Origin of the sequence: Paenisporosarcina sp. HGH0030 (assembly GCF_000411295.1) — a bacterium.
GTDB lineage: Bacteria > Bacillota > Bacilli > Bacillales_A > Planococcaceae > Paenisporosarcina.
The window spans coordinates 1,600,826-1,623,116 of the sequence record NZ_KE150421.1; the positions used below are offsets into that span (position 1 = coordinate 1,600,826).

The following is a 22,291-nucleotide window of genomic DNA, read 5'->3' on the forward strand; positions in this document are numbered from 1 at the left end:
GTAGAAATCAAACCTTTCTCTCGTTTGGCTTAATTTTCTGAAGAATATTCATGACTGAGAGCATTTCTTCATTTGAAATATCGCCAAACGTTTTACTGAAATATGCAAACATTATTTCGTCCATTTTCTTCACGAGCGTTAATCCTTCATCAGTCAAAGTCATATAAACCGTACGTCGATCTGAATCATTGCGTTCGCGGATGAGAAATCCTTTTTGCACCAATTTATCACTCGTCAATGTGACATAACTATTGGTTGAATTCAATCTTCGTGCCACATCGGACACACGAAGTGTACGATCTTCTTCCAATGCACGTAGAACCGTAAATTCATTAAATGGTATATATCCTTCAAATTCGACCGCAAAATCTTGTCGAGTACTTCTTATTAAATAGCGGAAAGATCGGACAAACTCCTGAATTATTTCTTTGCGATCGTTCATGGAAAAACCCCTTCAACATTAAATAGTTTAGTAACTTAACTACTTTAGTATAGTAAGCTTGGAACTGACAGTTGTCAAATTGTGTTGCTTTCCAAAACAAAAGTCAAAATTGTGCACACAAAAAAATCCATTCAACAGAAACCTGTCAAATAGAGTGAATAAGGCAGGACTGATAAATCTTGACCCAAATATATATAATATTAAGCAAGTATTGACGAAATAGCAGAATATTATTATGATACTATTTGTGTTAACTAAAATTAATAAATAGTTCACTTAATGAAAAGAGGTTATACATATGAGAAACGAACACCTTAAGATGTTAATTGTTACCGCTCTATTCGCAGCAATTATTGGGATTATGGCACAAATAACTATTCCCCTTCCACTAGTTCCAATTACTGGACAAACCCTTGCTGTTGGACTGGCGGCTACCATTTTAGGCAAGCGTTATGGGGTATTGTCCGTCTTAGTCTATATAATGTTGGGAATTGCAGGATTACCTGTATTTAGTGAAATGTCATCAGGGATCGGAGTAGTTTTTGGTCCTACTGGAGGCTATATAATTGGATTCATTCCAGCAGCCTTCTTAATAGGCTGGCTACTGGAGCGATTCGGATTTACAGTTAAAAATGCTGTCATCGCAAATATCATTGCGATGATTATTACTCTTTCATTTGGTGCTGTTTGGTTGAAATTCGTCGCTGAACTAAGTTGGACTGCAGCTTTAACTGGCGGTGTAACTCCATTTATTCTGGTGGGAATAATTAAAGCAATACTTGCTGCAACTACAGGGATTCTAGTTCGTAAACGTCTAACATCTGCAAAGCTATTACCAGCTACAATTTCATAAGCGAAGACAATTGATTAACCCCGTATCTAAAAAAGCGCTTTGTAGATACGGGTTATTTACGCCCATCGAGTTTTCGATTCTCAAGGAACTATTTTACATAACGGAAAGTTAAAACAAGCACTGGAGATACTCACTCCGGTGCTTGTTTTCATTTAGTCCGTTACAACATTAAAACGTTTAAACGCGACAAAGTGTAGTTGCCAATACGGATTATCAAGTTTTGTGATTTCTACACCTTTTGATCCGGCATGAACAAATGTATTTTCTCCCATATAAATGCCCATATGGGAAATTCCTTCTTTGTATGTATCTTTAAAGAATACTAAATCACCTACTACAGGTACATTCACTTTGGATGATAATTTGAAATAATCTTCACTACTCATCCGAAGTATATCCAGCCCCGCAAACTGATGAACGTAATGAATAAAACCACTACAATCAAAGCCAGCAGGTGTTTTCCCACCGAAAACATATGGCGTTCCGACAAAGTTAGGAGCGATCGAAGCAATATTTGCATATACTGCTTGTCCAGTTATAGAAACTGGTTTGGCAATCGGCTCAACTGTTTGAGTTTTTTTCTTGAGAATAGAAGATTTCTTTAACTGTGCCATAGTTGAAGTATGTGTTTTTGTTGTGCTGTATGCCTCTACAATCGGACTGAAAGTTAAACTGAAAGTCGATAACATTAGACAAATTATTATTATTTTTTTCTTCACTATCTCTATCCCCCATCTAATCTCTGAAAATCTTATACTCATCATATTAAAATACGAAAATTCAGTCAATATAATTTATATTATAGAAACAACTCGTATTAAGAATAATTTTGTCAGTAATTACTCTCGTGATTTGTTATTGCCCGGGAAATATTTGGAGACTATTGTCATTTACAGGTAGAAAGGACAATTGCCAATAGCAGCTTCACACAATTTCTTAGTTTTTCAGAAACTATGTTATTGGCTGTATATCCACTCAAAATCGACTTAATTACTCCATCTTTCATCGACAAATCATTTGAAAGTACACCGATTTTCTTTTGACTATCACTCTTCAAGTAATTCCAATGATTATTAAGCAGTTTTAATCCATTCTCAACAGAAGTAAATATATTTTCCCATTCCCCTATTGAAAGTCAGCTTAGGCGGACTTGTTGGAAACATCATTTATATGACGGATTTTCATTCTACTATCGCCAATATTCTAAACGCACAAAACCCCTTACAGCCGCTGAATTCTGTAAGGGGTTTTTCTATAAGGAGGTCATCTTATAGCAATAGTATGGGCAGCATGGCTACCATTTATTAAAATAATTTGCTGTTTGGGGGAACTTCGCGAAGATATTTATCTCTATCTAAGCTTTCCTCATATTGATTCGTTGTAACATCTTCATCTTCATCGACACCACCTAAGGGAATTTCATTCTCAGTAGAATTCGTGTCGAATGCAAATGCATTGCCATGTCCTTCATTTTCGTAACCAGTTTCTCTATACTCTGGCTCTTCGGATGTGTTGTACTTATTTAAAGCTTTTTCTTCAGATTGATTAGTTGGTTCGTTATGTTTACCTGCTGTATACTCAGTCCCAAAAACTCGTTTTTCTTCCGTTCGAGGATCTCTATCAAAATCGTGTTTCATTTCCTCAGTGGATTTATCATTATTTAATTCACTACCAAATGCTGCAGGTCCTAAATTAGGGTCTACACCAGGAGATTGGAATCCATCTGTCTGTTGTTCATTCTTAATCGTATCCTGAATATTCGGACGATTCTCCCGAACCATTCTATCTTCCTGCATTGAATGACCAATATGGTCTTCTTCTCTGGCCAAATATGGATCCGTAGCGAAAGTTTCTCCTCGCCCAAAACGATCTGTAGGTTCGTCGAAACGACCATCTGTCTCATTAACAAAATCATTTGTTGACGGTTCAAACCCCTTTTCTTTAGCATATTCTCTTTGAGGATTTTTACCACTGTCAAAAGTCATTTCGCTTCGCGGTTCTTCTGCACTAAAGGTTGTGGAATCTCCAGTAAGATTTTTATCTGTTTCATTGAATCGTGATTCAACAAAGTCTGTACGTGCTGAAGCGGTAAACTCATTTGAATGTCTTGTCGCTTCGTTACGAGTCGTGTCTTCGAAACCTGGTTCAATTGGTTGAACTGCCCGCTCTTCTCCATGATAAGATTCATAACTGTTTCCAGTTGATCCAAACGTATCATAGCCTTCTTCAAACTCATTCTGGTGAGAATCTGTGACTCTATCGTTTAGCGATGCATCGGTGTACAGTAAAAACCCACCACTAGCAACATCTTTTGAATAGCGATCAGTTTCTGCGTCATTTAAATCTAATTTCCTCAGACCTTCTTTAACGGAATCTTCTCCCGTAAACCATGATTTGAATTTATCCATGAATGTACCCGCTTCATGCGTCGAAACTTCAGAATAGCGATTTAATGTACTCATGTGTGCATGATCTTTTGAAATGACATGTATATCACTCTCGGAATAACCTTGTGCTTTTAGTTGTTCTAATTTTTCATACATTTCATCCTCTGTACGAGCAACTTCAATTTTACGATTTGATTCAAAGTTCATGGGGTTACCTCCTATTTTTTGATTTACATTCTATCTACCCAACGCTTTATTAAAGTTAAACACTTTTGAAAACTTTTAATCAGACTGTAATATGATTGCACAAAAAAACCTGTGCTCAGCTGAGCACAGGTTTATCTTAGTCTATTTCATTTGTAATGCTTGGGATAGATTTCCAGCTATATGGATGTCTTTGAAGTTCAAACCCAGATGAACTGCTGTCAAAGCGATTTCTGGTCGAACTCCGGATAATGTAGTCTTAACTCCGACAATCTTCAATGCATCTATTAATTGGAAAATTTGCATGGCTACCATTGTATCAATTACATTTACACCTGATAAATCTACATACAAATGAGTAATGCATTTTTTCGTGCATTCCATCAATGTATTCTCCAACAAATATTTAGCTCGTTGCGTATCGATTTCACCCACTACAGGAAGTAAACCAACATCTTGATGTAATTTAATCACCGGAGCACTCAAGTCATTAATCAATTCTTGCTGACTTTTTAGCCTTCGCAAAGATAGCTGATCGTGTACTTCTACAAATCTAGTCATAACCCTACTGAACGCTTTTAGAATAATATGATTCCATGAATAAATTTGTTCTTTTGTATAAGTTCCTTCATTCTCTCTTTCAAAACTCTCAATCATACTAAGATATTGTCTTTGTACATTGAGGAATTCCTGCAAAATTATATGAGTGGGTGTAGATTGATGACCAGTATCGGTAACAATTTCGTTTAACCAAACTTCAAAAGCTTTAAAGAATTCATGTTCATCTTCCAAAAAAACCTGAATTAAATGTTCATGAAAACTATAATTTTGAGATTTTAAACGATTAATATCTTTTGCATCTTTAGATGCATATACACCTACTGCAGTAGATTGATCAATCGATTTGTACCAGTCATCAGTTAATTTTTCGGCTTTTGTTATTAAGTATTTATAAAGATCCATATTCCTGTGCATGCTGAGGGCACTCCTTCACATTTTAGAATCCTTTCTGTGACGATATGTAGAAAGGAGATGATTTCGGTTGGTCTTGGATTTACTTTCTTCTCAAACCTCAATTCGTACATATAAAAACAAGAAATTGTCAAAAGAAGAAGTTTTGAACTTATTTCAGTTGCTCAACATGCAGCGAGTTCTCATTTTGTACAAGCTTATAGTTTTATTTGGATAACGGACTAAGTTATCACGAACAAATTGGGGCAATTATCAAAAAAACCGACACAAATGGAAACAGCTGGAGCTGTATTTGTTTGTTGTGTTGATTTTAAGAGACTACAAATTGCTGGTGTAATTAATGATACTACTATTGTAGCGGATACAACAGAAAATGTAATCGTCAGAACAACAGATGTTGCAATTTTCGCACAAAATTTGGCTATAGCGGCTATGGTATTTGTTACATCGGTGGAATCCGCAACAGCCTAGATGAAATTTCAGAACTATTAAATCTACCGAGTCGAGTATTTCCCGTTTTTGCAATGACAATGGGTGTCCCAGATGAAAAATATGAAGCGAAACCACGTTTTCCAGTCGAAGCGATTGTACATGAAAATGAATATAATAGTGAAAAATATCATACCCTCTTATCCATTTACGACCAGACGATGGAGAATTATTACGCTACTAGAGGTTCAAATCAAAAGACGACCAACTGGACCCAATCAATGGCTAAGTTTTTAGGGGAAGCCCGTCGGTAACATATGAAAGATTTCCTGAAAAAACAAGGTTTTATTTGGAAAAAAATTTTCTGATTCAAAAGGATTTTCAATCAATCCTTTTGAGACTCCCTCTATTAAAGAAATGAAGTTCCCTGAAAAATGTAAACCACCTCGTTAATGAAAGTTAACGAGCAAAAAATGGCATTACCAAAATTATGTTCTTTTTTTCAACAAAAATACGAACATATATTCTGTTTATGTTATAATAAAAGGAACAATTGTAGATGACAGGTAGCGGATGATCACTTCCAGGGAATGGAGGTGATGCCTATGACAAGTTTTGAATCGATGAGTTTGCTTATGCAGCTTGCAACTGTAATGATCGGGGGCTTTTCAATCGTTGTATCATTAGTCATTTTTTTCGCTAAAAAGAAATAGCCGTCCCCACTGATTAGGCGAGACGGCTTTTTCTGAATTAATCTGGATCAACCGCTATTTTGTACATTAGCGATTGTTGACTAGGTGCTGACACACCTAGTCTTTCTGATTTAAGTATACACTATTTTTTGCACTTCTCAAAGGTTTCTTATGTCTAATCTACTACTTGTTTTTGAGAAGCGACTGCTCTTGTTCAATTGTCGGCCCCGCCTTTAACTCTCGATTTATTGCCCATTGTCTTGTATCCTGTGCAGTCGTGGCTAAAGGTCTAATGGTCAGCCCGTTGTCGATTGCTCGTTGATTTTCAACAATGATAAAACCTTCGGGATAGTCTTGTGAAATGGATACCCAAAAAGGATATCTTCGGGAACCCAAGTCCGTTGATTCCAAAACGGCGTCAGGAATCCATTGTTTTTCAATTGTAGCTGTCGTTATACTGTCAATGAATTTTTCCATTGACAGTGGATTTGAAGCTGCATTAAATGTACCAGTTGTCCCATTTTCAATCATTTGCACAATCCAACTAGCCATATCCCTTACATCAATCCATTGGACCATGCGATGAGGTTCATTCCCACCGGGTAAAGCAACTTTCCCGTTTTCCATTAACCTTTTCGCATAGTACGTGAATCGGTCTGTAGGATCATGCGGACCTACAACGATACATGGACGAATAATCAATGCACGGTCCTTAAAGGTTTCGTTGATTAATTTTTCGCACATAACTTTTAATGGTCCATAAGTTTCACCAGTCACTTCATCTGACTCGATTTTTTGTGCAAAAGTAGAACTTGACTCATTAGGTCTGCCTTTTTTGTAATCGTCATAAACCGAAATGGTCGAAATGAACATATAACGATTTGTTTTATTTTTCAATACGCTTATCACTGGATGCAGGTCTTGAGGAGAATAAGCACATGTATCTAAGACTGCATCCCACTCTTTTTCACGTAACTTCTCCGCATCTTTCCGCCGATCTCCTTGAATATGCCTTAACTGTTTGAACACTTCAGGATTCGTTTTTCCCCGGTTAAATAATACCACTTCATGTCCGTTTTTGACTGCCGCTTCCACTAAGTGACGTCCTACAAAAGATGTTCCACCAAGCACTAAAATTTTCATTTTCCCATCTCCTCTACTTCTTACAATTTCTTCGCATATTAAAAAAAACCTTTAAAAATTTCAGTTAAAGCATTGCTTCTTGTTTTTAAAGCATACTAAATACGACATAGGACGTTTTAGTTAGATATAAAAAAGGATATAGGGTATGGAGTAGCAAACCGTGTGGGAAAATACTCGCATTTTGTCGAACTGTGCTATAGATTCAATGCGTGCAATGTTAAACTTACCTAATCTTATTGAAGATAAAGGAGCATTTCATGGATATTCAATGGACTCAACTTCCTCAAATAAAAGCGCTCCACGTATATGGACCGTCTATGCAGCTAACGGCTGGGATTGTGTACGATTCAAGAGATGTACAAAATCAGTATGCCTTTTTTTGCATTATAGGAGAAGAAACCGACGGTCACTTATACATAGATGAAGCAATTCAAAACGGCGCTACCACTATCGTGGGTTCAGACAAAAGTACCCTCGAATCTTATGCTTCTTCCCATCCCCTATTATCTTTTGTATTAGTGCATGATTCACAGGAAGCCTTGGCTTTTATAGCGATTGAATTTAATCATTATGTCTCAGATAAATTATTCAAAGTCGGTGTTACCGGTACGAATGGAAAAACAACAGTTGCTACATATGTAAGAAACTTATTAAACTTACTCGATTTGCCTTGTGGGATGCTCGGTACGAATGGCATTTTCACTTCAGATGAACAACTTCATCTCAAAAAAAGCACGCCTACCACCCCGATGTCATCGGATGTACAAGCTATTTTCACTGAGCTTGTGAACCATGGGGACAAAGCGGCATCCATGGAAGTGTCTTCGATTGCATTAGATCAGCATCGAGTAAGTGGATTTGAATTTGATGTGGCAATCCATACAAATATTTCTGAAGAGCACATGGAATATCATAAAACGTTCGAACATTATAAGATGTGCAAGCTTCGATTGTTTACACAGGCTAAAGCAAGTGTTATTAATTTGGACGATGCCGGGATGAGTCAAGACATTATTCAAGCCGTACAAGGATCTATACTGACATATTCCAGTAATGTGGAATCCAATGCAGATTTAGTATGGACAAATATACAGCATCATCTTGATGGAATGTCTTTCGATTTAATTTATGAAGACCAGACGTATCGTATTAATGTCCCCATCTACGGGGAATATAATGTAGGTAATTTAGTTTCCGCGATTGGTGCTGCTTTATTTGCGAATGTCTCCCTACAGGAAATATTGCAAGTCCTCCCCAAGATGCAACAAGTAGATGGCCGCTTCCAAGTTATTCACGGACCTGAAAATAGAACAATCGTTTTGGATTATGCACATACACCTGTTGCATTAGAAGCGATTATGCGGGCTGTAAAAAAATTACCTCATAACCGATTAATCACTTTAATTACTGGAATAGGCATTAGAGATTTCTCTAAGATGCCCAAAATGGCAAAAACAGCAGAAGGAAAAGCAGATGCGTTGATTGTCACAGTTGATCATCCTGGCTATAATGATCCTTGGAATGTTGTTGACGCTGTCCTGAAGGGTTTTACCGAACCATATTTACAAGAAGTTTTGACCGCTCCTTCAAGACATGAGGGCGTTATGAAAGCGTTGAAAGCAAGTGAACCTGGTGATATTGTTTTACTGACGAGTGGATGTATAAACGGCTCTCAAATTGTAAAAGGGGAATATATTCCTCATTCGGATGAAGAAATTATTCACAATTATTTTTACAATACAAAATTGAGCGTATAAACCTGTTGGCCCCGCGCCAACAGGTTTTTTGTTTCTTAAATGAAACAAAAAAAGAACTGCCAATAAGCCAGCAGTTCTTTTTGGTTTAGTTATTCTTCTCTTTTCGTTTAATCGCTGCATCAATATATGCCTTAAAGACTCGTTTAGACGGTTCATCTCCAGCTTTTGCAAATTCCTCTGGATGCCATTGGAAACCAAAAACGAAGGAATGCTCTGTACTTTCTACGCCTTCAATGATGCCATCTTTAGCACGTGCTACTACTTTTAACGGTCCACCTACTTCATGACAGGCTTGATGGTGGAAAGAATTCACTCTGAACTCTGCTTCTTTAAGCATTTCAAACATTCGACTATCTTTGTCTACTTTTACTGGATGAGAACGATGAGTACGCTCTGCTTGTTGTTTATGTTGCATTACTGCTTCTTCTCTTTGAGAGTGAATACTTTGGTAGAGAGAACCTCCTGTTGCAACGTTTAACATGTGTAAACCGCGGCATACACCGATATATGGTTTATCAAGCTCCAACATTTTTTGCACTAAAGCATGCTCCATCGCGTCCAAACGTGGAGCGATTTTCCCTAAATGCACATGAGGATCTTGGTCATAATAAGAAGGATCTATATCTTCCCCTCCTGTTACAAACAGTGCATCAATTTGTTCACAAAGTGCATCGATATCTTCTCCCGGAATAAGAGGAATCACTAAAGGAATTCCACCTGCCTGTGTCACAGCATCTGGATAAATGCATGGCATGAAATATCCTCCTCCCTCTGTAATTTCTGCGGTAATTCCAATAATTGGTTTCATGTATATTCTCCGTTCTATTTAAAAAAGTTCTTATTCCTTTATCTACCCTCTTAGATTCAGGAAAAACATAACTAAATATTCCAAATGCCATCTGAAGGAAATCCCCCCTTAATACCGGTTTAGTCATACTTACATTAGAATCTAATAGTAAATTGACAATAAGAAATCAAACATCATCTTCTACTTATGTAGACTTACAGACTGATATCGAAAGTGATGAGATCATCTTAAACGCAGCAATCACTATTAAGAAACTTGAATGAATCAAACGTTGTCATAAAGGCAACGTTTTTTTCACGTTTGAATCAGCCTGTGAAGGGAATAATTTTCATATCATAATTTTTGAGGAGGCGTATCATGGCAAAAGATAAATACGAAAAAATTCACGAAGAAATTGAAGGTCAAACCCAAGATCACCAACCTGGAATTGAATCAAAAATGAATCCCGAACCGATTTACGACGATAAAGATTATAAAGGTTCTGGCAAACTGGCTGGAAAAGTAGCACTCATTACAGGTGGAGACAGTGGTATCGGTCGTGCGATTGCCGTGGCTTATGCCAAAGAAGGTGCGAATATTGCAATCGCCTATTTAGATGAGCATGATGATGCTGATAAAACGGTGAAACTGGTGGAAGGATACGGCGGGAAAGCGATGAAAATTGCAACTGATTTGAGTGATGATGAAAATTGCCACGACGTCATTGACCAGGTGATTGCAGAATTTGGTCAGCTAAATATACTGGTGAATAATGCTGGTAAGCAATTTCCTACAGAAGACTTCTTGAAAATCACTCCGGACCAATTGCAAGAAACATTTTCAACAAATATCTTCTCGATGTTTTACTTATCTCAGGCAGCACTTCCCCATTTATCGAAAGGGGACACCATTATCAACACGTCTTCAGTTACTGCTTACAGAGGTTCGCCACATTTAATCGATTACTCGTCCACAAAAGGTGCCATCACTACATTCACCCGCTCCCTGGCACTGAACTTGGTCGATAAAGGTATTCGAGTGAATGCAGTAGCGCCAGGACCGATTTGGACCCCTTTGATTCCTGCAACATTTGGCAAAGAAGAAGTAGCCAAGGCGGGAGACGACACACCAATGGCAAGACGTGGACAACCTGCAGAGAATGCTCCGGCTTACGTTTTCTTAGCATCTTCTGACTCAAGCTACATGATCGGACAAACGATACATGTAAATGGTGGAGACTTCGTTTCTTCGTAGAAAATCATAAAATAAGAAAAAGCACATCATCAAAGATGTGCTTTTTCTTATGGTTATTTGTTTAACGTTCGCAAGCAATCAGATCGTTGTCACGATCACTCTTAGTATTTAAATCATACAATTTCTGATTAACGAAAGGTTTGTACTTAGTTGCCCCACCTTTATTTTTCACTGTTGATGACCGTGCAATCCCACCTGGATAAATCTTATTAATTTCTTTGCAATTACTATATTCCTTTAATGTCACCTTAGGAGCTGCTTCCACTTGTGTATGTCCTACCATTCCTCCGATTAATGCAACAGAAAGAAGAAGACTAGTTATTCTCTTTTTCATTAATATTCCTCCAACACTACTTAATTACCAATATCATACATTAAAAATAGACTATTTGTCCAGAGAATCTAATTTATTTGTTATTATCAAGTGTGCTTTACTAATCTCCCTTTTAATTTTTTCATCACTTTTAAAATCGATACACTCACTTCTAATTGCCACTATTGCTGGATATATTGTGAAGAGAGGTGTTGAAATACAAGTGAAATGGATGTTGGGTCATAAGCTTATCACGATCGTTAGTTTCTTATTTCTGGTTACAGGATTTGCAATTTATCATGTCTATTCAACTGTTGAATCCACAGTTGAACAAATGCACGAACCCTTAAAATTTCCTGAGTCTACTTTCCGATCTACGCCTATACTAATTGAAGAGAAGCCCCCACTTTCTTTTCTGTTATTGGGAGTGGATGAGAGAGAAAACGACAGAGGACGAGCGGATACAATGATTGTAGTCACCGTAAATCCAACTGATAATACGACGAAAATCATTAGCATCCCTCGAGATACCTATACAACATTGATCGGATTGAACAAAGAAGATAAAATTAATCACTCCTATGCTTTTGGTGGTGTAGAAATGGTCAAAGCTACCGTTGAAAATTTAATGCAGATTCCTATAGATTATACAGTTTCGATTAATATGGAAGGATTTATCGGATTAGTTGATGCCGTTGAAGGTGTAGACGTAGAAAACAATTTAGCTTTTGAAGTGGATGATTTTATGTATCAACTTGGTCCTATTCATTTACAAGGTGAACAAGCATTAGCATTCGTTCGAATGAGGTATGATGACCCAAATGGGGATTTCGGCAGACAAGAACGTCAAAAAATCGTACTTAATGCTATTTTCAACAAACTGAAATCTTTCAATAGTGTGTGGAAATATAAAGAATTATTAGCTGTTGCAGGCGACAATGTGCACACGAATTTAACGTTTGATGAAATGAAGAAAATTTTTAAAGATTATAAAGAGGCTTTTAGTCATCTGGAATCACTTTCTTTACAAGAAGGACATGGGCAAATTTCGGATGGTGTCTGGTATTACGTGTTAGATTCACATGAACTTGAAAAGATACAGCTACAATTGCAGACACATTTAGAATTGAAAGATTGAAAAAAGCTCCATTCAAAATTGAAGAAGCTTTTTTGTATGATTACTGATGCAATTTTAAAAAATCCCGCCCTATTGTAAATAGAGGCGGGATTTACAAATTAATTAGCTAACGTTACTGAATAAAACTCATTAATATCTTTATAATATTTATTTAATGAATGAGTTGATACTCCATACCATTCAGCTATTTCTTTAACGCTCCAATATGGTCCTTCAAACAATTGATGCTCTTGCCCAAATCGAATGGCACCTGCAGCTACGGCCGCTTCTTTTCTGGCATTCGGTTGATTGGTCACCAAATAGTCTTCAATGATATTCAACAATGGCTTAGGATTACGATTTTGTTTCTCGAGTCGCTCCATTACTTCAAGAAGGATACCAGCTTCGAAATCAGTAAATTCGCCTCCCGCGTAACCGTTTGCCCCTAATAGTTCCCAGAAATCGATGAGGTGTGTTTGCAAGAAGTTGGCTGCCTCTTCCTTTGTACTGACAGCATTTGATTGTGCGTAGGTATTGATAACATCCCGATGGTCAGTTGGGAGGAATATTAAGCTTGAAACCGCCAAGAAGTGATTGTCTTTTAAACTGATATCCGGCAGCATGAAGCAGAAAACATGCACGCCAACAGGAACAGGCTTTTCACTTTCACGTTTTAAATAAAGTGTTTCATTCGTAAGGATATTTTTTACTTTCATAAACTCTTGTGCTACTTCTACGACTTCTCCCAAAAGTACGGAAGGCGTTTTCCAATGCTCCAGAACATTGATAACAGATGGTCGCACCGCTTTCTTTTGTTGCTTTTCAACATATTTCAACCAGATTTCTGGTTTATGATGGAAGAAGAATTCGTCGATTGCAATAGCTTCTATCATTTCTTCAAGCAAATACTTCTCTAGCTTCGATTTCCATTCCTTAATTACACTTAGCAATGCTGGAAAATCCTTGCGTTCGGGATACTCGTCATAAAATGATTGGAGCATTCTATCCAACTCTTCCGAACGAACAGCTTCAATTGATGGCTCCTGATTGCGTTCACAACATTTTTTAAATTTTTTCCCGCTTCCACATGGACACGGATCATTACGTCCTACCATTCAAACACGTCCTTCGATTAATAAAGTTTACGCCCTAGTGTAACATGCAATCCAGCATGAATACAGGGTACGAAGGATGTGGGACTTACGGAATAGCGCGGATATGGATAAATTCATTATTAAGATATGCACGCTGACAGGGATTAGCTGTAAACAAAAGGGTCATACAACAAGAGTTGGATACTTTTTGATGATTTTTCTGTCTAGTTCGTGGTTTCCTCAGATCTATTCGCGAATCCAGGTTCTCTATTCGCGGTTTCCTGTCGACTATTCTCGCTCAGGTACATTCTATTCTCGTTTCAATAAATTTAAACAAATCTTGACCTAACAAAAGGCATGACTAAATTAACTTTCAACGGTTGTCATTGCTTTATGATTAAATGGACATTTCCCTTTAATGGGTTCAATGTCGTCTCCGATAAAGAATTGTTTCCATTCATTATGCTCTGGATCACCGAAATGGCTGATATCCGGATGCGTTGGCAGGTGGTCCCATGCCTCTACGCGTTCGCGAACTTTTTCGCGGGACATGATGCCCCCTTTTTCAGTCCCCTCTAGCCCTTGGAATATTTTTCGTGGCTGGAAACCGAGCACCATGGAGTTACCTAAATGTCGTGTTTTTCTTTGTTTGTAAGCTGGAGCATTACCAAAAACAAAAATAGGTTCCCCATGAAAACGGAAATCCCATAAATAGTGGGCTGGATTCCGTGGTGCATCTTCAGGCCATTCCACTGGGTCGACTTCGTGTAAATACTGAAGAATGTCCCAAAATTGTTTGCGGTATTGCTCTAATTTGCCTTCGACTTCAAATGGTTCAACAAAAACAAATAAGCCATGACGCTTATGTTTAGGGTTATTAAACAAGTCCAAGAAACCTTCCAACGTTTTGGGTAGATTTGACCAATCGTCCTGTGTGATAAAGCCATAACGCAATTCGCCTTTTAACTCTCCACTCATCCCGAAATAACAGGGAAAAGTTTTATCCGTAACTGTATTATGAAAAGTTTGATATTCATCGAGTAACCATTGTGGTAGATCCGATCGTGTAGAAAAATCCTCTTTTGTCAATAAAGCCGGTTTCTTTCTTATCATCCAAATTCCCTCCACCAAATAGCATGTATGTCATATTTTATTAATCAAATACCCTCTACCTTTGATTCGAAACAATCTCATCTAAATATTGAAAAATTTTTTCTTTCTTTTTATGTTAATTTATTACCGTTACGGGAATAACAGAAGAAACAATTACAATTTCATGGAGGATGAAAGATGAGCATTGAAAGTACCGATTCTATTCAAACGAGTTGCCAAAGTGAATATGACACTTTGCGAAAAGTTATTGTTTGTGAACCCCAATTTATGTCGATTGATGAAATTATCAACGATGTTCAAAAAAAATATAAAGATGAAAACATCAATATTGAACGTGCTTTGAATCAACATCATGATTTTGTTGAGAAAATGCGTGCAGAAGGCGTCGACGTCATTACACTGCCTGCCAATGCCTCTTATCCTGAACAAGTTTTTACACGGGATATCGGATTCACTCTTGGCAATCAGACCTTTGTATCTGAAATGGCAAGCAGTATCCGACAAGGAGAAGAAACCGTTCTAGAGAAGTGGTTAAACACACATCACGTACCTTTCCAAAAATTATCTCAAAACCATATTGAAGGTGGAGATGTCATTATTGACGATAGGACAATCTATATAGGGCTTAGTCATCGTACATGTAATTCAGCAATTGAACAGCTTCGCTCCGATTTGCCGAATTATGAAATAGTTGCGATTCCATTTGACCCTAAATATTTACACTTGGATTGTGTATTCAATATACTTTCCCCCACCGATGCATTAATATTCCCACAAGCACTAGACGCGGAAACTGTATCATTTTTAACAAACCGCTATCACTTAATTGAAGTAAGTAAGGAAGAACAATTTACGATGGGTACGAATGTGTTATCCATTGGACATAAAAGAGTTTTCAGTTTGCCTATCAACGCCCATGTCAACAACAAAATGCGGAGGCAAGGCTATAAAGTGATTGAAGTGGACTTTTCAGAAATCATCAAATCTGGGGGATCTTTCAGATGTTGTACTATGCCAATTGCACGAGGATAAAGTGGCAGTTTTATAAAATTGCATACTAAAGCACAATAAAAAGAATCCATTTTGATCAGTCTTGCTTCAAAATGGATTCTTTTTGTTTAATACAATATAATACCCTAAAGAAACACTTTCATTTATCACATGTTTATATGGTGGTTATCATTGAAACGGTTAAACAGTATGAGTTCTATAGTGTCATTTAATATCTTCTGTGCCAGCAGAAGAATATAAATTACTAATCAATCTTTCAAATCCAATACACCGTTAATCATTCACCCTAGGATTATGGAATGAAGTGATCATAAATACATGATTTTTGTAACTACTTCTCTAGGGCTCAGACTAAATAATTCTTATGCACATTCAGCCCAAACGCTGACTCCCCACTGGGACCATTTCCAGTTGCCTGTGAATTTTTTGCCTTGATACACAACACACCAAATCATTAGACCTGCAAAAATAGTAAATGCCAAACCTAATAATACTGCTGCAAAGATTAAAAACCAAGCATCACTTTTAACCATTTGCTTTTGAAAAGAGTTAATAGCTTTCACCTTCATGGTTTGTAGAAAAACCAAAATACCGATTAAACTGTTATTTATGGACATTGTCAATTTATTCACCTCCTTTCAATTGAGAACTGAGATATGCTTTAATAATCATCATCCCGTCTCCAAAGGGAGGCAAGAGAAAGATTATGTGTAGAAGAAAAATATAAGAGACATACATCATTAACTGAGAACTAGCTGTCATGAAAAGAATCAACCCTATAGTGAAACAAATCAATGGTCCCATCATAGCCATCATCACTATCTGATAGTTACTTAGGTGAAAAAGAGGAATAATCGAAATTCGTAAAAATGTACTCTCAATTCGCACAGCACCTTTTTTTTTCAAAACCTTAAATGATAAGATATGAAAGTATTCATGCAGCATGAATGAAATAAGCAACGAACTAATCAAGGTGAATTGTTGGACTGTTAAAAAAGCAACTTCTAGTTTCAAAAACAGTGGCATTGGTAATAAGATGCTCACCATGATCATTATCACCAGTGGTTTATTGATTTTAAGGAATAACCATGAAAAATTCATAAGATTTATGTCTTCTACTGTTTTTGTGACTTGTTTCATGGCTTAATTATGGCTATTTTTAAGTTGGATTTGTTTTTGTCGTAAAAGTTTATAAGTGAAGAAAACAATCATATAAAATATAGTAAGTATAATCACTGTAAGGATTGCTGGAAGATAATTTTCAACTCCAAAGTGTAAAGAAACGGAACCATCAGCCTTATCGGCTGAATCGAAGAAAAGAGTGTCAAAGTAAACTGTTCTCTTTCCTAATTTGCCGCCCTCACTGAACAACATGTAAAGAAATGAAAGAACTAGAATTACTAAAGTTGTAACAAAGGCCCCCAAAAATGCATTGAATCCTATAAAGACTTTTTTCATTTTATACTTCCTCCCTTATTTTTTTTAAGCCAAATATACTGAAATATATAATTACAAAAAAGATAAAACCGACAAATATAAAATTTTGTGTAGTAGACAATTGAAGAATTGCTATCCCTATCGCCAAAACAATTATTATCGTGAAAATAATTACGAAACTGATAATGACAGAGAATGGATTATCATCGTATGGTGGAAAAAGGATACCAACCAGTGTGAATAAAAAAACAGCAACAGTTACAGATGCTAAAGCCATAAAGTTTGTTGTTAGGCTTGTATTAAAAATCAATACAATTATCACCAATGGTAATGAAATGAACAGTATATATAAAATCTGACTACTAATAAGGAATACGTAGTCTTTCCAAACCGTATAATTCGTTTTCCACCATAATTTTCTAATAGAATTGGTATTTACATAATGATAAATTCCATTAAACGCCAAAGGTAGAAGTGCATATAATGAGTATTCACTTTTATTATCCATAAATAAATAGAGGAAGATGATATACGAAACACCTATGTAATTAAAGGTATCTTTCTTCCTGAGAATACTATACACATAGGAGACCAATAGGTTATTAAATCGTTTAAATAATTCAATTTTCAAATAATTTTGCGTAGACATGTACGCTTTATCAGGTATTTTGATATTCAAGAAACTCAAAAGTAAAAACGATATCATAAAAGTGACCAAAATAATCCAAAAGTCGAATCGTTCAAAGAAAATCGACCATGATATTAAAATATTAAATCCAACATCCTTTTCGTCGAGATATGCATATACAACTGACTCTGCCACAGAATTAGCATCTTGGTATAAAAAGAAGAACACTAGGCTAAAAATAAAGATTGTCACGATGTCTTTTAAAGGATTCAGGTTGAAAAAATTGAGAATAAAGACGATGACTTTATTAATAAGTTGTAAGATTAAATACGTAATAATACTAGAGAAGAAGACTGTACTAATTAATAACAAAATGAATTGAGTTCCATATGTAAGGATCAGTGAAAGGACAACAGCACTTGACAACAATGAGATTAATATAATAGATATCACCGTTTCAAAAATTAAAAGTGCGCTATTTCTTTCATTCATCGTTACAGGAAGAGTGGTTGTCATCTTAAGAAAACTGTTGGACTTCATAAAAAGTATTTTGACAAACATAAAAATAATTAAAGACCAAAACATGATTGTCATACTATACACTCTTAAGATAAGTGGAACTTCAAGGTTTTCATTCCCAATTAGATTAAAGAATGAATAAAGCATAAAAGTGAAAATACCGAGCATCATCACTAAGACTAATAGAAAGATAACCCTAAATGCTTTGCTTTTTAGAGGACCGATATTAAAAACCTTTCTGGTGAAATATAAGCTAATCAGATGTACTAAATTGAAAACTTGTGCGGATCTCATTTTTCACCTCCTCTAAATTCATCAACTCTTTAAATGAATCTGAGAGTGATCGTGTAAGATTGCTTACGCGATTGTCCAGATATACTTCCCCTTTATATAAAAGAATCACCCTATTGCTTATCTCCTGCATCAACTCTAAATCATGTGAACAAATTATAATGGTGCCACCATTTTTCGTATACTCATTGAGTAATATTTTTATAATTTCTTTCGCCTCAACATCAATGCCATTTAAGGTTTCATCTATAATCATTAATGGAGGATTTAATAAAAGAGCATTTATTAATTGAAGCTTTTTTTTCATTCCATGGGAATAGGATTCCACCATCTCCGAAAGTTTCTTATTCATGCTTAAGTGAGATGAAATTACTTGTAAATTTTGTTCGTCTATGTTCTTTTTATATAACTTGGACATTAACATAATATACTCTCGACCTGTTAAAAATTCGGGAATATAATCGTCACTAGGTAAATAGACAATTTTACTCTGTACAGACAAAGAAGTATGAGATGTTCCATTGAAAGTGATGGAACCCTTTTGTAGCTTCAGTAAATTGCATACCAGTTTAATTAAAGTGGTTTTTCCTGATCCATTGGGTCCAGCAATTGCTACAAATTCTCCTCTCTTAATTTCCAAATTGATATCATTAAAAATTGGCTGTTCTTTATCATAAGAATGGTGAATTTTTTGAATAGATAGCATTTTTTACCCCCCGCAAGACATATTAAAATCCATTTATTGGTAATAAGTAAATTTTAAGTTAAAAAATGGTATTTTTAATGTAACATAAAGGAAAAATTAGTCAATGATTCATTTCAGAATATTTAAAATTTATTATAAAAAACTTTAAAAAATGCTTTTTGTTTATTTAACTGAGAAATGTAAAATGACAAATAGGAAAAATTCTTGATGGCTACTCGTTTTGTAATCTATATACTTATTTTACTATTATAGAAAAAAAAGGCTACTTATTTAAGTTGAGAAACTTTTTCCGAAAAAGCATTATTTTCCATAATTTTATAAATAAATTTCCCATTTTTTACTCTAAATTTAGTTATTAGAAATAGTAGGTATTACGATTACTTTTCACAAGTGGCTATAATATGCATGCTTAGATTATTGAATATAAAACGTGAGAGTGTATTACGCCTTGCATGCCGCAAGTGCGTGAAGAATGAGACCCACAAGTATGTGGTCTTCATACTTGTGGGCTCACGCGGAACATGCGGCTTAGCATAAATGTAGGATTACAACACATTAATGTTTACATATCCAATTACAAAACAAACACCGTAGCTTTTCGCTATGGTGTTTGTTTTGATTTAATAGATTTCTCGGATAGCACTGTAATGCAAATCGATATCGCCTTTTTCAAATCTTTGTGCGACCAGCTTGGGATGTTTCCATGTTGGATGGCTAAATCATGGGAAGCTGGTATATGAATAAATCCGGATGGGATATTTAAGTTGGTTGTATGAATTGTATGTAGTCCTTCGTACATCACGTTATTGCACAAATATGTACCCGCAGTATTTGAAATGGATGCAGGAAATCCGGATTCGTTTAATTTTTCTACCATCCCTCGAATCGGTAACGTGGAAAGGTAGGCTGCTGGACCTTCAGGATGAATAAGTTCGTCCACAGGTGTATGTCCTTCGTTATCTGCAGCACCATCTTTCACATTGATCGCGATGCGTTCTGGTGTTATTTTTGAGCGACCTCCTGCCAATCCCAATGAAATGACTGCATCCGGCTGTAACTCTTCTATCAATGCGACTAATTGGTCCCCTGATGACTTAAAATCAACCGTCATCGTTTTCCCTATAATTTGATAATCTCCAATCGTTTGTCCGTTTAATTCCTCCACTATTTTCATAGTTGGATTCACCGTGAACTCTAAAAATGGTTCAAAACCTGTCAGTAACAATGTTTTCTTCATAAGCTAGCAACCTCCTTTTCACATGATTTTATTGTACCGTATAGCTTCTTTTATTTCGAAAAGCAAACAATTTATAGATAATATTATTTGGAATTTTATCGATTTCAGTCCAAATAGATAGACCACTCCATTGGTATTTCTTCGTATAAAATGAAATTCAATTAACAAATCTGAGTAATAAGTATCACTCTGTAATGTTCATATAAATTCGAAAGATATTTTTACGCATAATTATTAGAAGTACAATTTTGATTTTGAGTTGAATTAAAGTTATTCAATTCAAAAAGATGTACAACACGAAATCTCCTAAATACCATCGTATATACCTTTCATCCTTACGATTAAATAGTATCCATCAGAATTATTTTAGGAAAGCAAATTGGAATTATGAAAGAAAATGTGTGATTGTTTGTGAAAGTGGGTATCATATAAGATAACTGATTTTTAACAACAATTGGAGGGATGACGATGTCTAGAGGAAATACACGTTCATTATTAATTGGAGGTCTTGCAGCTACGGCTTATATGTTTCTACAGAAAGCAGAAAATCGTGAAAAAGCCAAAATCATGATGAATAATACGATGACAAAAGTGTCCTCATTCATGGATTCAAAAAATGTAAAACAATGCCAAATGACAAAATCAGGTTTCTCAGATCCTAACGATCCGGATGACAATCGTATGGTGGAAGAAGGCGCCATGACCAGTGTTCAATATTATATCGAAAGTGTACTAAGCAAGGACACTAAGAAAGAAGCAAAACAAGCTTTCCCAAAATCTCAGCATAAAGCTGCACCAAAATCAAAAGAATCACTGCCTGAAGATAACAATGACTCACCAGCGAAACAAGAAAATGCAAAAAGATTGCCAAATGAATAAACAAAAACCGTGATCCTTATGGGATCACGGTTTTTTGATTAGTACCCTCCACGCTCATCCAAGTGATGGTTATTCTGACCATCTTTCACTTGAAGTTTTTCTTTTTCTTCTTTACTTAGCTGGTCTTCTTTTTGTGTTTGTTCAGTAGCTGATTGATTTGCAAATTCTTTTGCAGATTGTTTTTCATTGTCTTTCACTTTTTTTCACCTCTCCATTATAAAATTTCCGTCATAGTTGATTTTCCCCTAATAATCAAACTTATAACATGAAATTTAAATATTTATGTATGAAGAGTTAGATTACATCGAAAGTACTATTCGTTTACAAACGGTTTAATTTCACAATAATCCATGCAATTTTGATTTTTGTTTGTCAATGAATAGCTCATATTTTCTTTCAACAATTCACTCATGAATCCTGTCCAATAACTCAGCATTATAATACATTCTTGATCTTTATTAATTGATTTGAAAACCCTATGTTCCCAGCTATTGTGAAGTTCAATAATCACCTTTCTATCTTCTTTGGAAAACTTAGTGATTTTTCACATTTCCCCAACCGGCATTGCGATAATATCACTGAATTGAATTAAAATATTTTCAAGATCCATCCGTTCAGAATAGTACTTACTTGCTATTGCTCCCATGCGAAATCCAAAGTCCTTCAATATTGTATTGCTCTTTTCGATATCCAAGTGTTTATCCAAAGTTTGCAATAAGATTTCAATTTCTAAGTCCCATAATACGATTGCAGAGGCATCATTTTGAAAGAATAGTCCTCTTTCCATTTTCCATATAAACTCATCTCTGTTAATACTAAATTCTGTGATAGAGTCTGTCATTCACGAACTCCCCTTAAAATAAATTTTTCCTACAACAGTTTAATAGATAATTTCAAACATTCAATGCGGAATTTCCTGATTTTTTAACTTATTCATAGAGAAAACCGATTCTATTAGCTTTACGAAAAAATTACATATTTACTCAAATTTCAAAAAGTAGTCTTAATTGCACGTGAAACTTAGTT

22 protein-coding genes and 1 pseudogene are annotated in these 22,291 nt (G+C 35.7%); 7 read left to right on the forward strand and 16 right to left on the reverse strand.

Translation table 11 applies throughout. From position 1 onward, the window contains the following. Nucleotides 1-7 precede the first annotated feature (7 nt). On the reverse strand, nt 8-442 hold the full coding sequence (locus tag HMPREF1210_RS07840; protein WP_016428111.1) for a MarR family winged helix-turn-helix transcriptional regulator: 435 nt from the start codon (nt 440-442) through the stop codon (nt 8-10). A gap of 298 nt (nt 443-740) precedes the next feature. Here HMPREF1210_RS07840 and HMPREF1210_RS07845 point away from each other — a divergent pair, with 298 nt between their 5' ends. Then, the gene (locus HMPREF1210_RS07845; protein ID WP_016428112.1) at nt 741-1,295 is read left to right on the forward strand and encodes a biotin transporter BioY; all 555 of its coding nucleotides are present in this window, start codon (nt 741-743) and stop codon (nt 1,293-1,295) included. Nucleotides 1,296-1,447: 152 nt separating this feature from the next. Here the strand turns inward: HMPREF1210_RS07845 and HMPREF1210_RS07850 are convergent, their stop codons facing one another. The 3 genes from HMPREF1210_RS07850 to HMPREF1210_RS07860 form a co-directional block, all read right to left on the reverse strand. Continuing rightward, on the reverse strand, nt 1,448-2,014 hold the full coding sequence (locus HMPREF1210_RS07850; RefSeq protein WP_016428113.1) for a C40 family peptidase: 567 nt from the start codon (nt 2,012-2,014) through the stop codon (nt 1,448-1,450). A gap of 585 nt (nt 2,015-2,599) precedes the next feature. Then, the gene (locus HMPREF1210_RS17295; RefSeq protein WP_016428114.1) at nt 2,600-3,889 is read right to left on the reverse strand and encodes a general stress protein; all 1,290 of its coding nucleotides are present in this window, start codon (nt 3,887-3,889) and stop codon (nt 2,600-2,602) included. Nucleotides 3,890-4,030: 141 nt separating this feature from the next. Next, entirely contained in the window at nt 4,031-4,861 is an 831-nt protein-coding gene (locus HMPREF1210_RS07860) for an STAS domain-containing protein (RefSeq protein ID WP_016428115.1), read from the reverse strand. 67 nt (nt 4,862-4,928) lie between these two features. On the opposite strand from HMPREF1210_RS07860, the pseudogene HMPREF1210_RS07865 reads away from it, so the two are divergent. Then, nucleotides 4,929-5,601: pseudogene (locus tag HMPREF1210_RS07865) on the forward strand (nitroreductase family protein). Between the two features lie 561 nt (nt 5,602-6,162). On the opposite strand, the gene HMPREF1210_RS07870 reads toward HMPREF1210_RS07865, so the two are convergent. Beyond that, a complete protein-coding gene (locus HMPREF1210_RS07870) occupies nt 6,163-7,122 on the reverse strand; it encodes an NAD-dependent epimerase/dehydratase family protein (protein WP_016428117.1) in 960 nt (319 codons plus the stop codon). A gap of 257 nt (nt 7,123-7,379) precedes the next feature. Between HMPREF1210_RS07870 and HMPREF1210_RS07875 the strand changes: the two genes are divergently transcribed. After that, the gene (locus HMPREF1210_RS07875; RefSeq protein ID WP_016428118.1) at nt 7,380-8,879 is read left to right on the forward strand and encodes a UDP-N-acetylmuramoyl-L-alanyl-D-glutamate--2,6-diaminopimelate ligase; all 1,500 of its coding nucleotides are present in this window, start codon (nt 7,380-7,382) and stop codon (nt 8,877-8,879) included. A gap of 85 nt (nt 8,880-8,964) precedes the next feature. On the opposite strand, the gene HMPREF1210_RS07880 is transcribed toward HMPREF1210_RS07875, so the two are convergent. Continuing rightward, nucleotides 8,965-9,687 (reverse strand): gamma-glutamyl-gamma-aminobutyrate hydrolase family protein, encoded by a 723-nt coding sequence (locus HMPREF1210_RS07880; RefSeq protein ID WP_016428119.1) that lies wholly within the window; start codon nt 9,685-9,687, stop codon nt 8,965-8,967. A gap of 357 nt (nt 9,688-10,044) precedes the next feature. On the opposite strand from HMPREF1210_RS07880, the gene HMPREF1210_RS07885 reads away from it, so the two are divergent. Then, entirely contained in the window at nt 10,045-10,920 is an 876-nt protein-coding gene (locus HMPREF1210_RS07885) for an SDR family oxidoreductase (protein WP_016428120.1), read from the forward strand. 61 nt (nt 10,921-10,981) lie between these two features. Here HMPREF1210_RS07885 and HMPREF1210_RS07890 read toward each other — a convergent pair whose 3' ends face one another. Then, the gene (locus HMPREF1210_RS07890; protein WP_016428121.1) at nt 10,982-11,254 is read right to left on the reverse strand and encodes an excalibur calcium-binding domain-containing protein; all 273 of its coding nucleotides are present in this window, start codon (nt 11,252-11,254) and stop codon (nt 10,982-10,984) included. A 211-nt stretch (nt 11,255-11,465) separates the two neighbouring features. Between HMPREF1210_RS07890 and HMPREF1210_RS07895 the strand changes: the two genes are divergently transcribed. Further along, entirely contained in the window at nt 11,466-12,371 is a 906-nt protein-coding gene (locus HMPREF1210_RS07895; protein WP_147640337.1) for an LCP family protein, read from the forward strand. A 98-nt stretch (nt 12,372-12,469) separates the two neighbouring features. Here HMPREF1210_RS07895 and HMPREF1210_RS07900 read toward each other — a convergent pair whose 3' ends face one another. Then, entirely contained in the window at nt 12,470-13,465 is a 996-nt protein-coding gene (locus HMPREF1210_RS07900; protein ID WP_016428123.1) for a YecA family protein, read from the reverse strand. Between the two features lie 345 nt (nt 13,466-13,810). Continuing rightward, on the reverse strand, nt 13,811-14,557 hold the full coding sequence (locus HMPREF1210_RS07905; protein ID WP_016428124.1) for a YqcI/YcgG family protein: 747 nt from the start codon (nt 14,555-14,557) through the stop codon (nt 13,811-13,813). A 177-nt stretch (nt 14,558-14,734) separates the two neighbouring features. Here HMPREF1210_RS07905 and HMPREF1210_RS07910 point away from each other — a divergent pair, with 177 nt between their 5' ends. Continuing rightward, nucleotides 14,735-15,589 carry a dimethylarginine dimethylaminohydrolase family protein gene (locus HMPREF1210_RS07910; RefSeq protein WP_016428125.1) on the forward strand — a complete coding sequence of 285 codons (855 nt, stop codon included), beginning with the start codon at nt 14,735-14,737 and terminating at the stop codon, nt 15,587-15,589. Between the two features lie 341 nt (nt 15,590-15,930). On the opposite strand, the gene HMPREF1210_RS07915 is transcribed toward HMPREF1210_RS07910, so the two are convergent. The 5 genes from HMPREF1210_RS07915 to pcp form a co-directional block, all read right to left on the reverse strand. Further along, nucleotides 15,931-16,185: a hypothetical protein gene (locus HMPREF1210_RS07915; RefSeq protein ID WP_369758001.1), complete on the reverse strand. Its 255-nt coding sequence runs from the start codon at nt 16,183-16,185 to the stop codon at nt 15,931-15,933. A gap of 526 nt (nt 16,186-16,711) precedes the next feature. Then, on the reverse strand, nt 16,712-17,026 hold the full coding sequence (locus tag HMPREF1210_RS07925; protein WP_016428128.1) for a hypothetical protein: 315 nt from the start codon (nt 17,024-17,026) through the stop codon (nt 16,712-16,714). Between the two features lies 1 nt (nt 17,027). Beyond that, nucleotides 17,028-18,446, reverse strand: coding sequence for a hypothetical protein (locus HMPREF1210_RS18190; RefSeq protein ID WP_016428129.1), 1,419 nt, complete (start codon nt 18,444-18,446; stop codon nt 17,028-17,030). Beyond that, nucleotides 18,406-19,149 carry an ABC transporter ATP-binding protein gene (locus HMPREF1210_RS07935; protein ID WP_016428130.1) on the reverse strand — a complete coding sequence of 248 codons (744 nt, stop codon included), beginning with the start codon at nt 19,147-19,149 and terminating at the stop codon, nt 18,406-18,408. Before HMPREF1210_RS07935 ends, HMPREF1210_RS18190 begins: the two co-directional genes overlap by 41 nt. A 601-nt stretch (nt 19,150-19,750) precedes the next feature. Next, entirely contained in the window at nt 19,751-20,386 is a 636-nt protein-coding gene (gene pcp, locus HMPREF1210_RS07940) for a pyroglutamyl-peptidase I (RefSeq protein ID WP_016428131.1), read from the reverse strand. Nucleotides 20,387-20,854: 468 nt separating this feature from the next. On the opposite strand from pcp, the gene HMPREF1210_RS07945 reads away from it, so the two are divergent. Beyond that, nucleotides 20,855-21,265 carry a hypothetical protein gene (locus HMPREF1210_RS07945; RefSeq protein ID WP_016428132.1) on the forward strand — a complete coding sequence of 137 codons (411 nt, stop codon included), beginning with the start codon at nt 20,855-20,857 and terminating at the stop codon, nt 21,263-21,265. Between the two features lie 38 nt (nt 21,266-21,303). Here HMPREF1210_RS07945 and HMPREF1210_RS18195 read toward each other — a convergent pair whose 3' ends face one another. Together HMPREF1210_RS18195 and HMPREF1210_RS18400 are read right to left on the reverse strand one after the other, a co-directional pair. Continuing rightward, nucleotides 21,304-21,462, reverse strand: coding sequence for a hypothetical protein (locus tag HMPREF1210_RS18195; protein ID WP_016428133.1), 159 nt, complete (start codon nt 21,460-21,462; stop codon nt 21,304-21,306). Nucleotides 21,463-21,809: 347 nt separating this feature from the next. After that, nucleotides 21,810-22,106 carry a hypothetical protein gene (locus tag HMPREF1210_RS18400; RefSeq protein ID WP_016428134.1) on the reverse strand — a complete coding sequence of 99 codons (297 nt, stop codon included), beginning with the start codon at nt 22,104-22,106 and terminating at the stop codon, nt 21,810-21,812. Nucleotides 22,107-22,291 lie beyond the last annotated feature (185 nt).

Excerpts from the sequence above, each read along its gene's own strand:
- HMPREF1210_RS07840 (WP_016428111.1), bottom strand. The coding sequence starts at position 442 with ATGAACGATCGCAAAGAAATAATTCAGGAGTTTGTCCGATCTTTCCGC.
- HMPREF1210_RS07845 (WP_016428112.1), top strand. The coding sequence starts at position 741 with ATGAGAAACGAACACCTTAAGATGTTAATTGTTACCGCTCTATTCGCA.
- HMPREF1210_RS17295 (WP_016428114.1), bottom strand. The coding sequence starts at position 3,889 with ATGAACTTTGAATCAAATCGTAAAATTGAAGTTGCTCGTACAGAGGAT.
- HMPREF1210_RS07860 (WP_016428115.1), bottom strand. The coding sequence starts at position 4,861 with ATGCACAGGAATATGGATCTTTATAAATACTTAATAACAAAAGCCGAA.
- HMPREF1210_RS07870 (WP_016428117.1), bottom strand. The coding sequence starts at position 7,122 with ATGAAAATTTTAGTGCTTGGTGGAACATCTTTTGTAGGACGTCACTTA.
- HMPREF1210_RS07875 (WP_016428118.1), top strand. The coding sequence starts at position 7,380 with ATGGATATTCAATGGACTCAACTTCCTCAAATAAAAGCGCTCCACGTA.
- HMPREF1210_RS07880 (WP_016428119.1), bottom strand. The coding sequence starts at position 9,687 with ATGAAACCAATTATTGGAATTACCGCAGAAATTACAGAGGGAGGAGGA.
- HMPREF1210_RS07885 (WP_016428120.1), top strand. The coding sequence starts at position 10,045 with ATGGCAAAAGATAAATACGAAAAAATTCACGAAGAAATTGAAGGTCAA.
- HMPREF1210_RS07890 (WP_016428121.1), bottom strand. The coding sequence starts at position 11,254 with ATGAAAAAGAGAATAACTAGTCTTCTTCTTTCTGTTGCATTAATCGGA.
- HMPREF1210_RS07895 (WP_147640337.1), top strand. The coding sequence starts at position 11,466 with ATGTTGGGTCATAAGCTTATCACGATCGTTAGTTTCTTATTTCTGGTT.
- HMPREF1210_RS07900 (WP_016428123.1), bottom strand. The coding sequence starts at position 13,465 with ATGGTAGGACGTAATGATCCGTGTCCATGTGGAAGCGGGAAAAAATTT.
- HMPREF1210_RS07905 (WP_016428124.1), bottom strand. The coding sequence starts at position 14,557 with ATGATAAGAAAGAAACCGGCTTTATTGACAAAAGAGGATTTTTCTACA.
- HMPREF1210_RS07910 (WP_016428125.1), top strand. The coding sequence starts at position 14,735 with ATGAGCATTGAAAGTACCGATTCTATTCAAACGAGTTGCCAAAGTGAA.
- HMPREF1210_RS07915 (WP_369758001.1), bottom strand. The coding sequence starts at position 16,185 with ATGTCCATAAATAACAGTTTAATCGGTATTTTGGTTTTTCTACAAACC.
- HMPREF1210_RS07925 (WP_016428128.1), bottom strand. The coding sequence starts at position 17,026 with ATGAAAAAAGTCTTTATAGGATTCAATGCATTTTTGGGGGCCTTTGTT.
- HMPREF1210_RS18190 (WP_016428129.1), bottom strand. The coding sequence starts at position 18,446 with ATGAGATCCGCACAAGTTTTCAATTTAGTACATCTGATTAGCTTATAT.
- HMPREF1210_RS07935 (WP_016428130.1), bottom strand. The coding sequence starts at position 19,149 with ATGCTATCTATTCAAAAAATTCACCATTCTTATGATAAAGAACAGCCA.
- pcp (WP_016428131.1), bottom strand. The coding sequence starts at position 20,386 with ATGAAGAAAACATTGTTACTGACAGGTTTTGAACCATTTTTAGAGTTC.
- HMPREF1210_RS07945 (WP_016428132.1), top strand. The coding sequence starts at position 20,855 with ATGTCTAGAGGAAATACACGTTCATTATTAATTGGAGGTCTTGCAGCT.
- HMPREF1210_RS18400 (WP_016428134.1), bottom strand. The coding sequence starts at position 22,106 with ATGACAGACTCTATCACAGAATTTAGTATTAACAGAGATGAGTTTATA.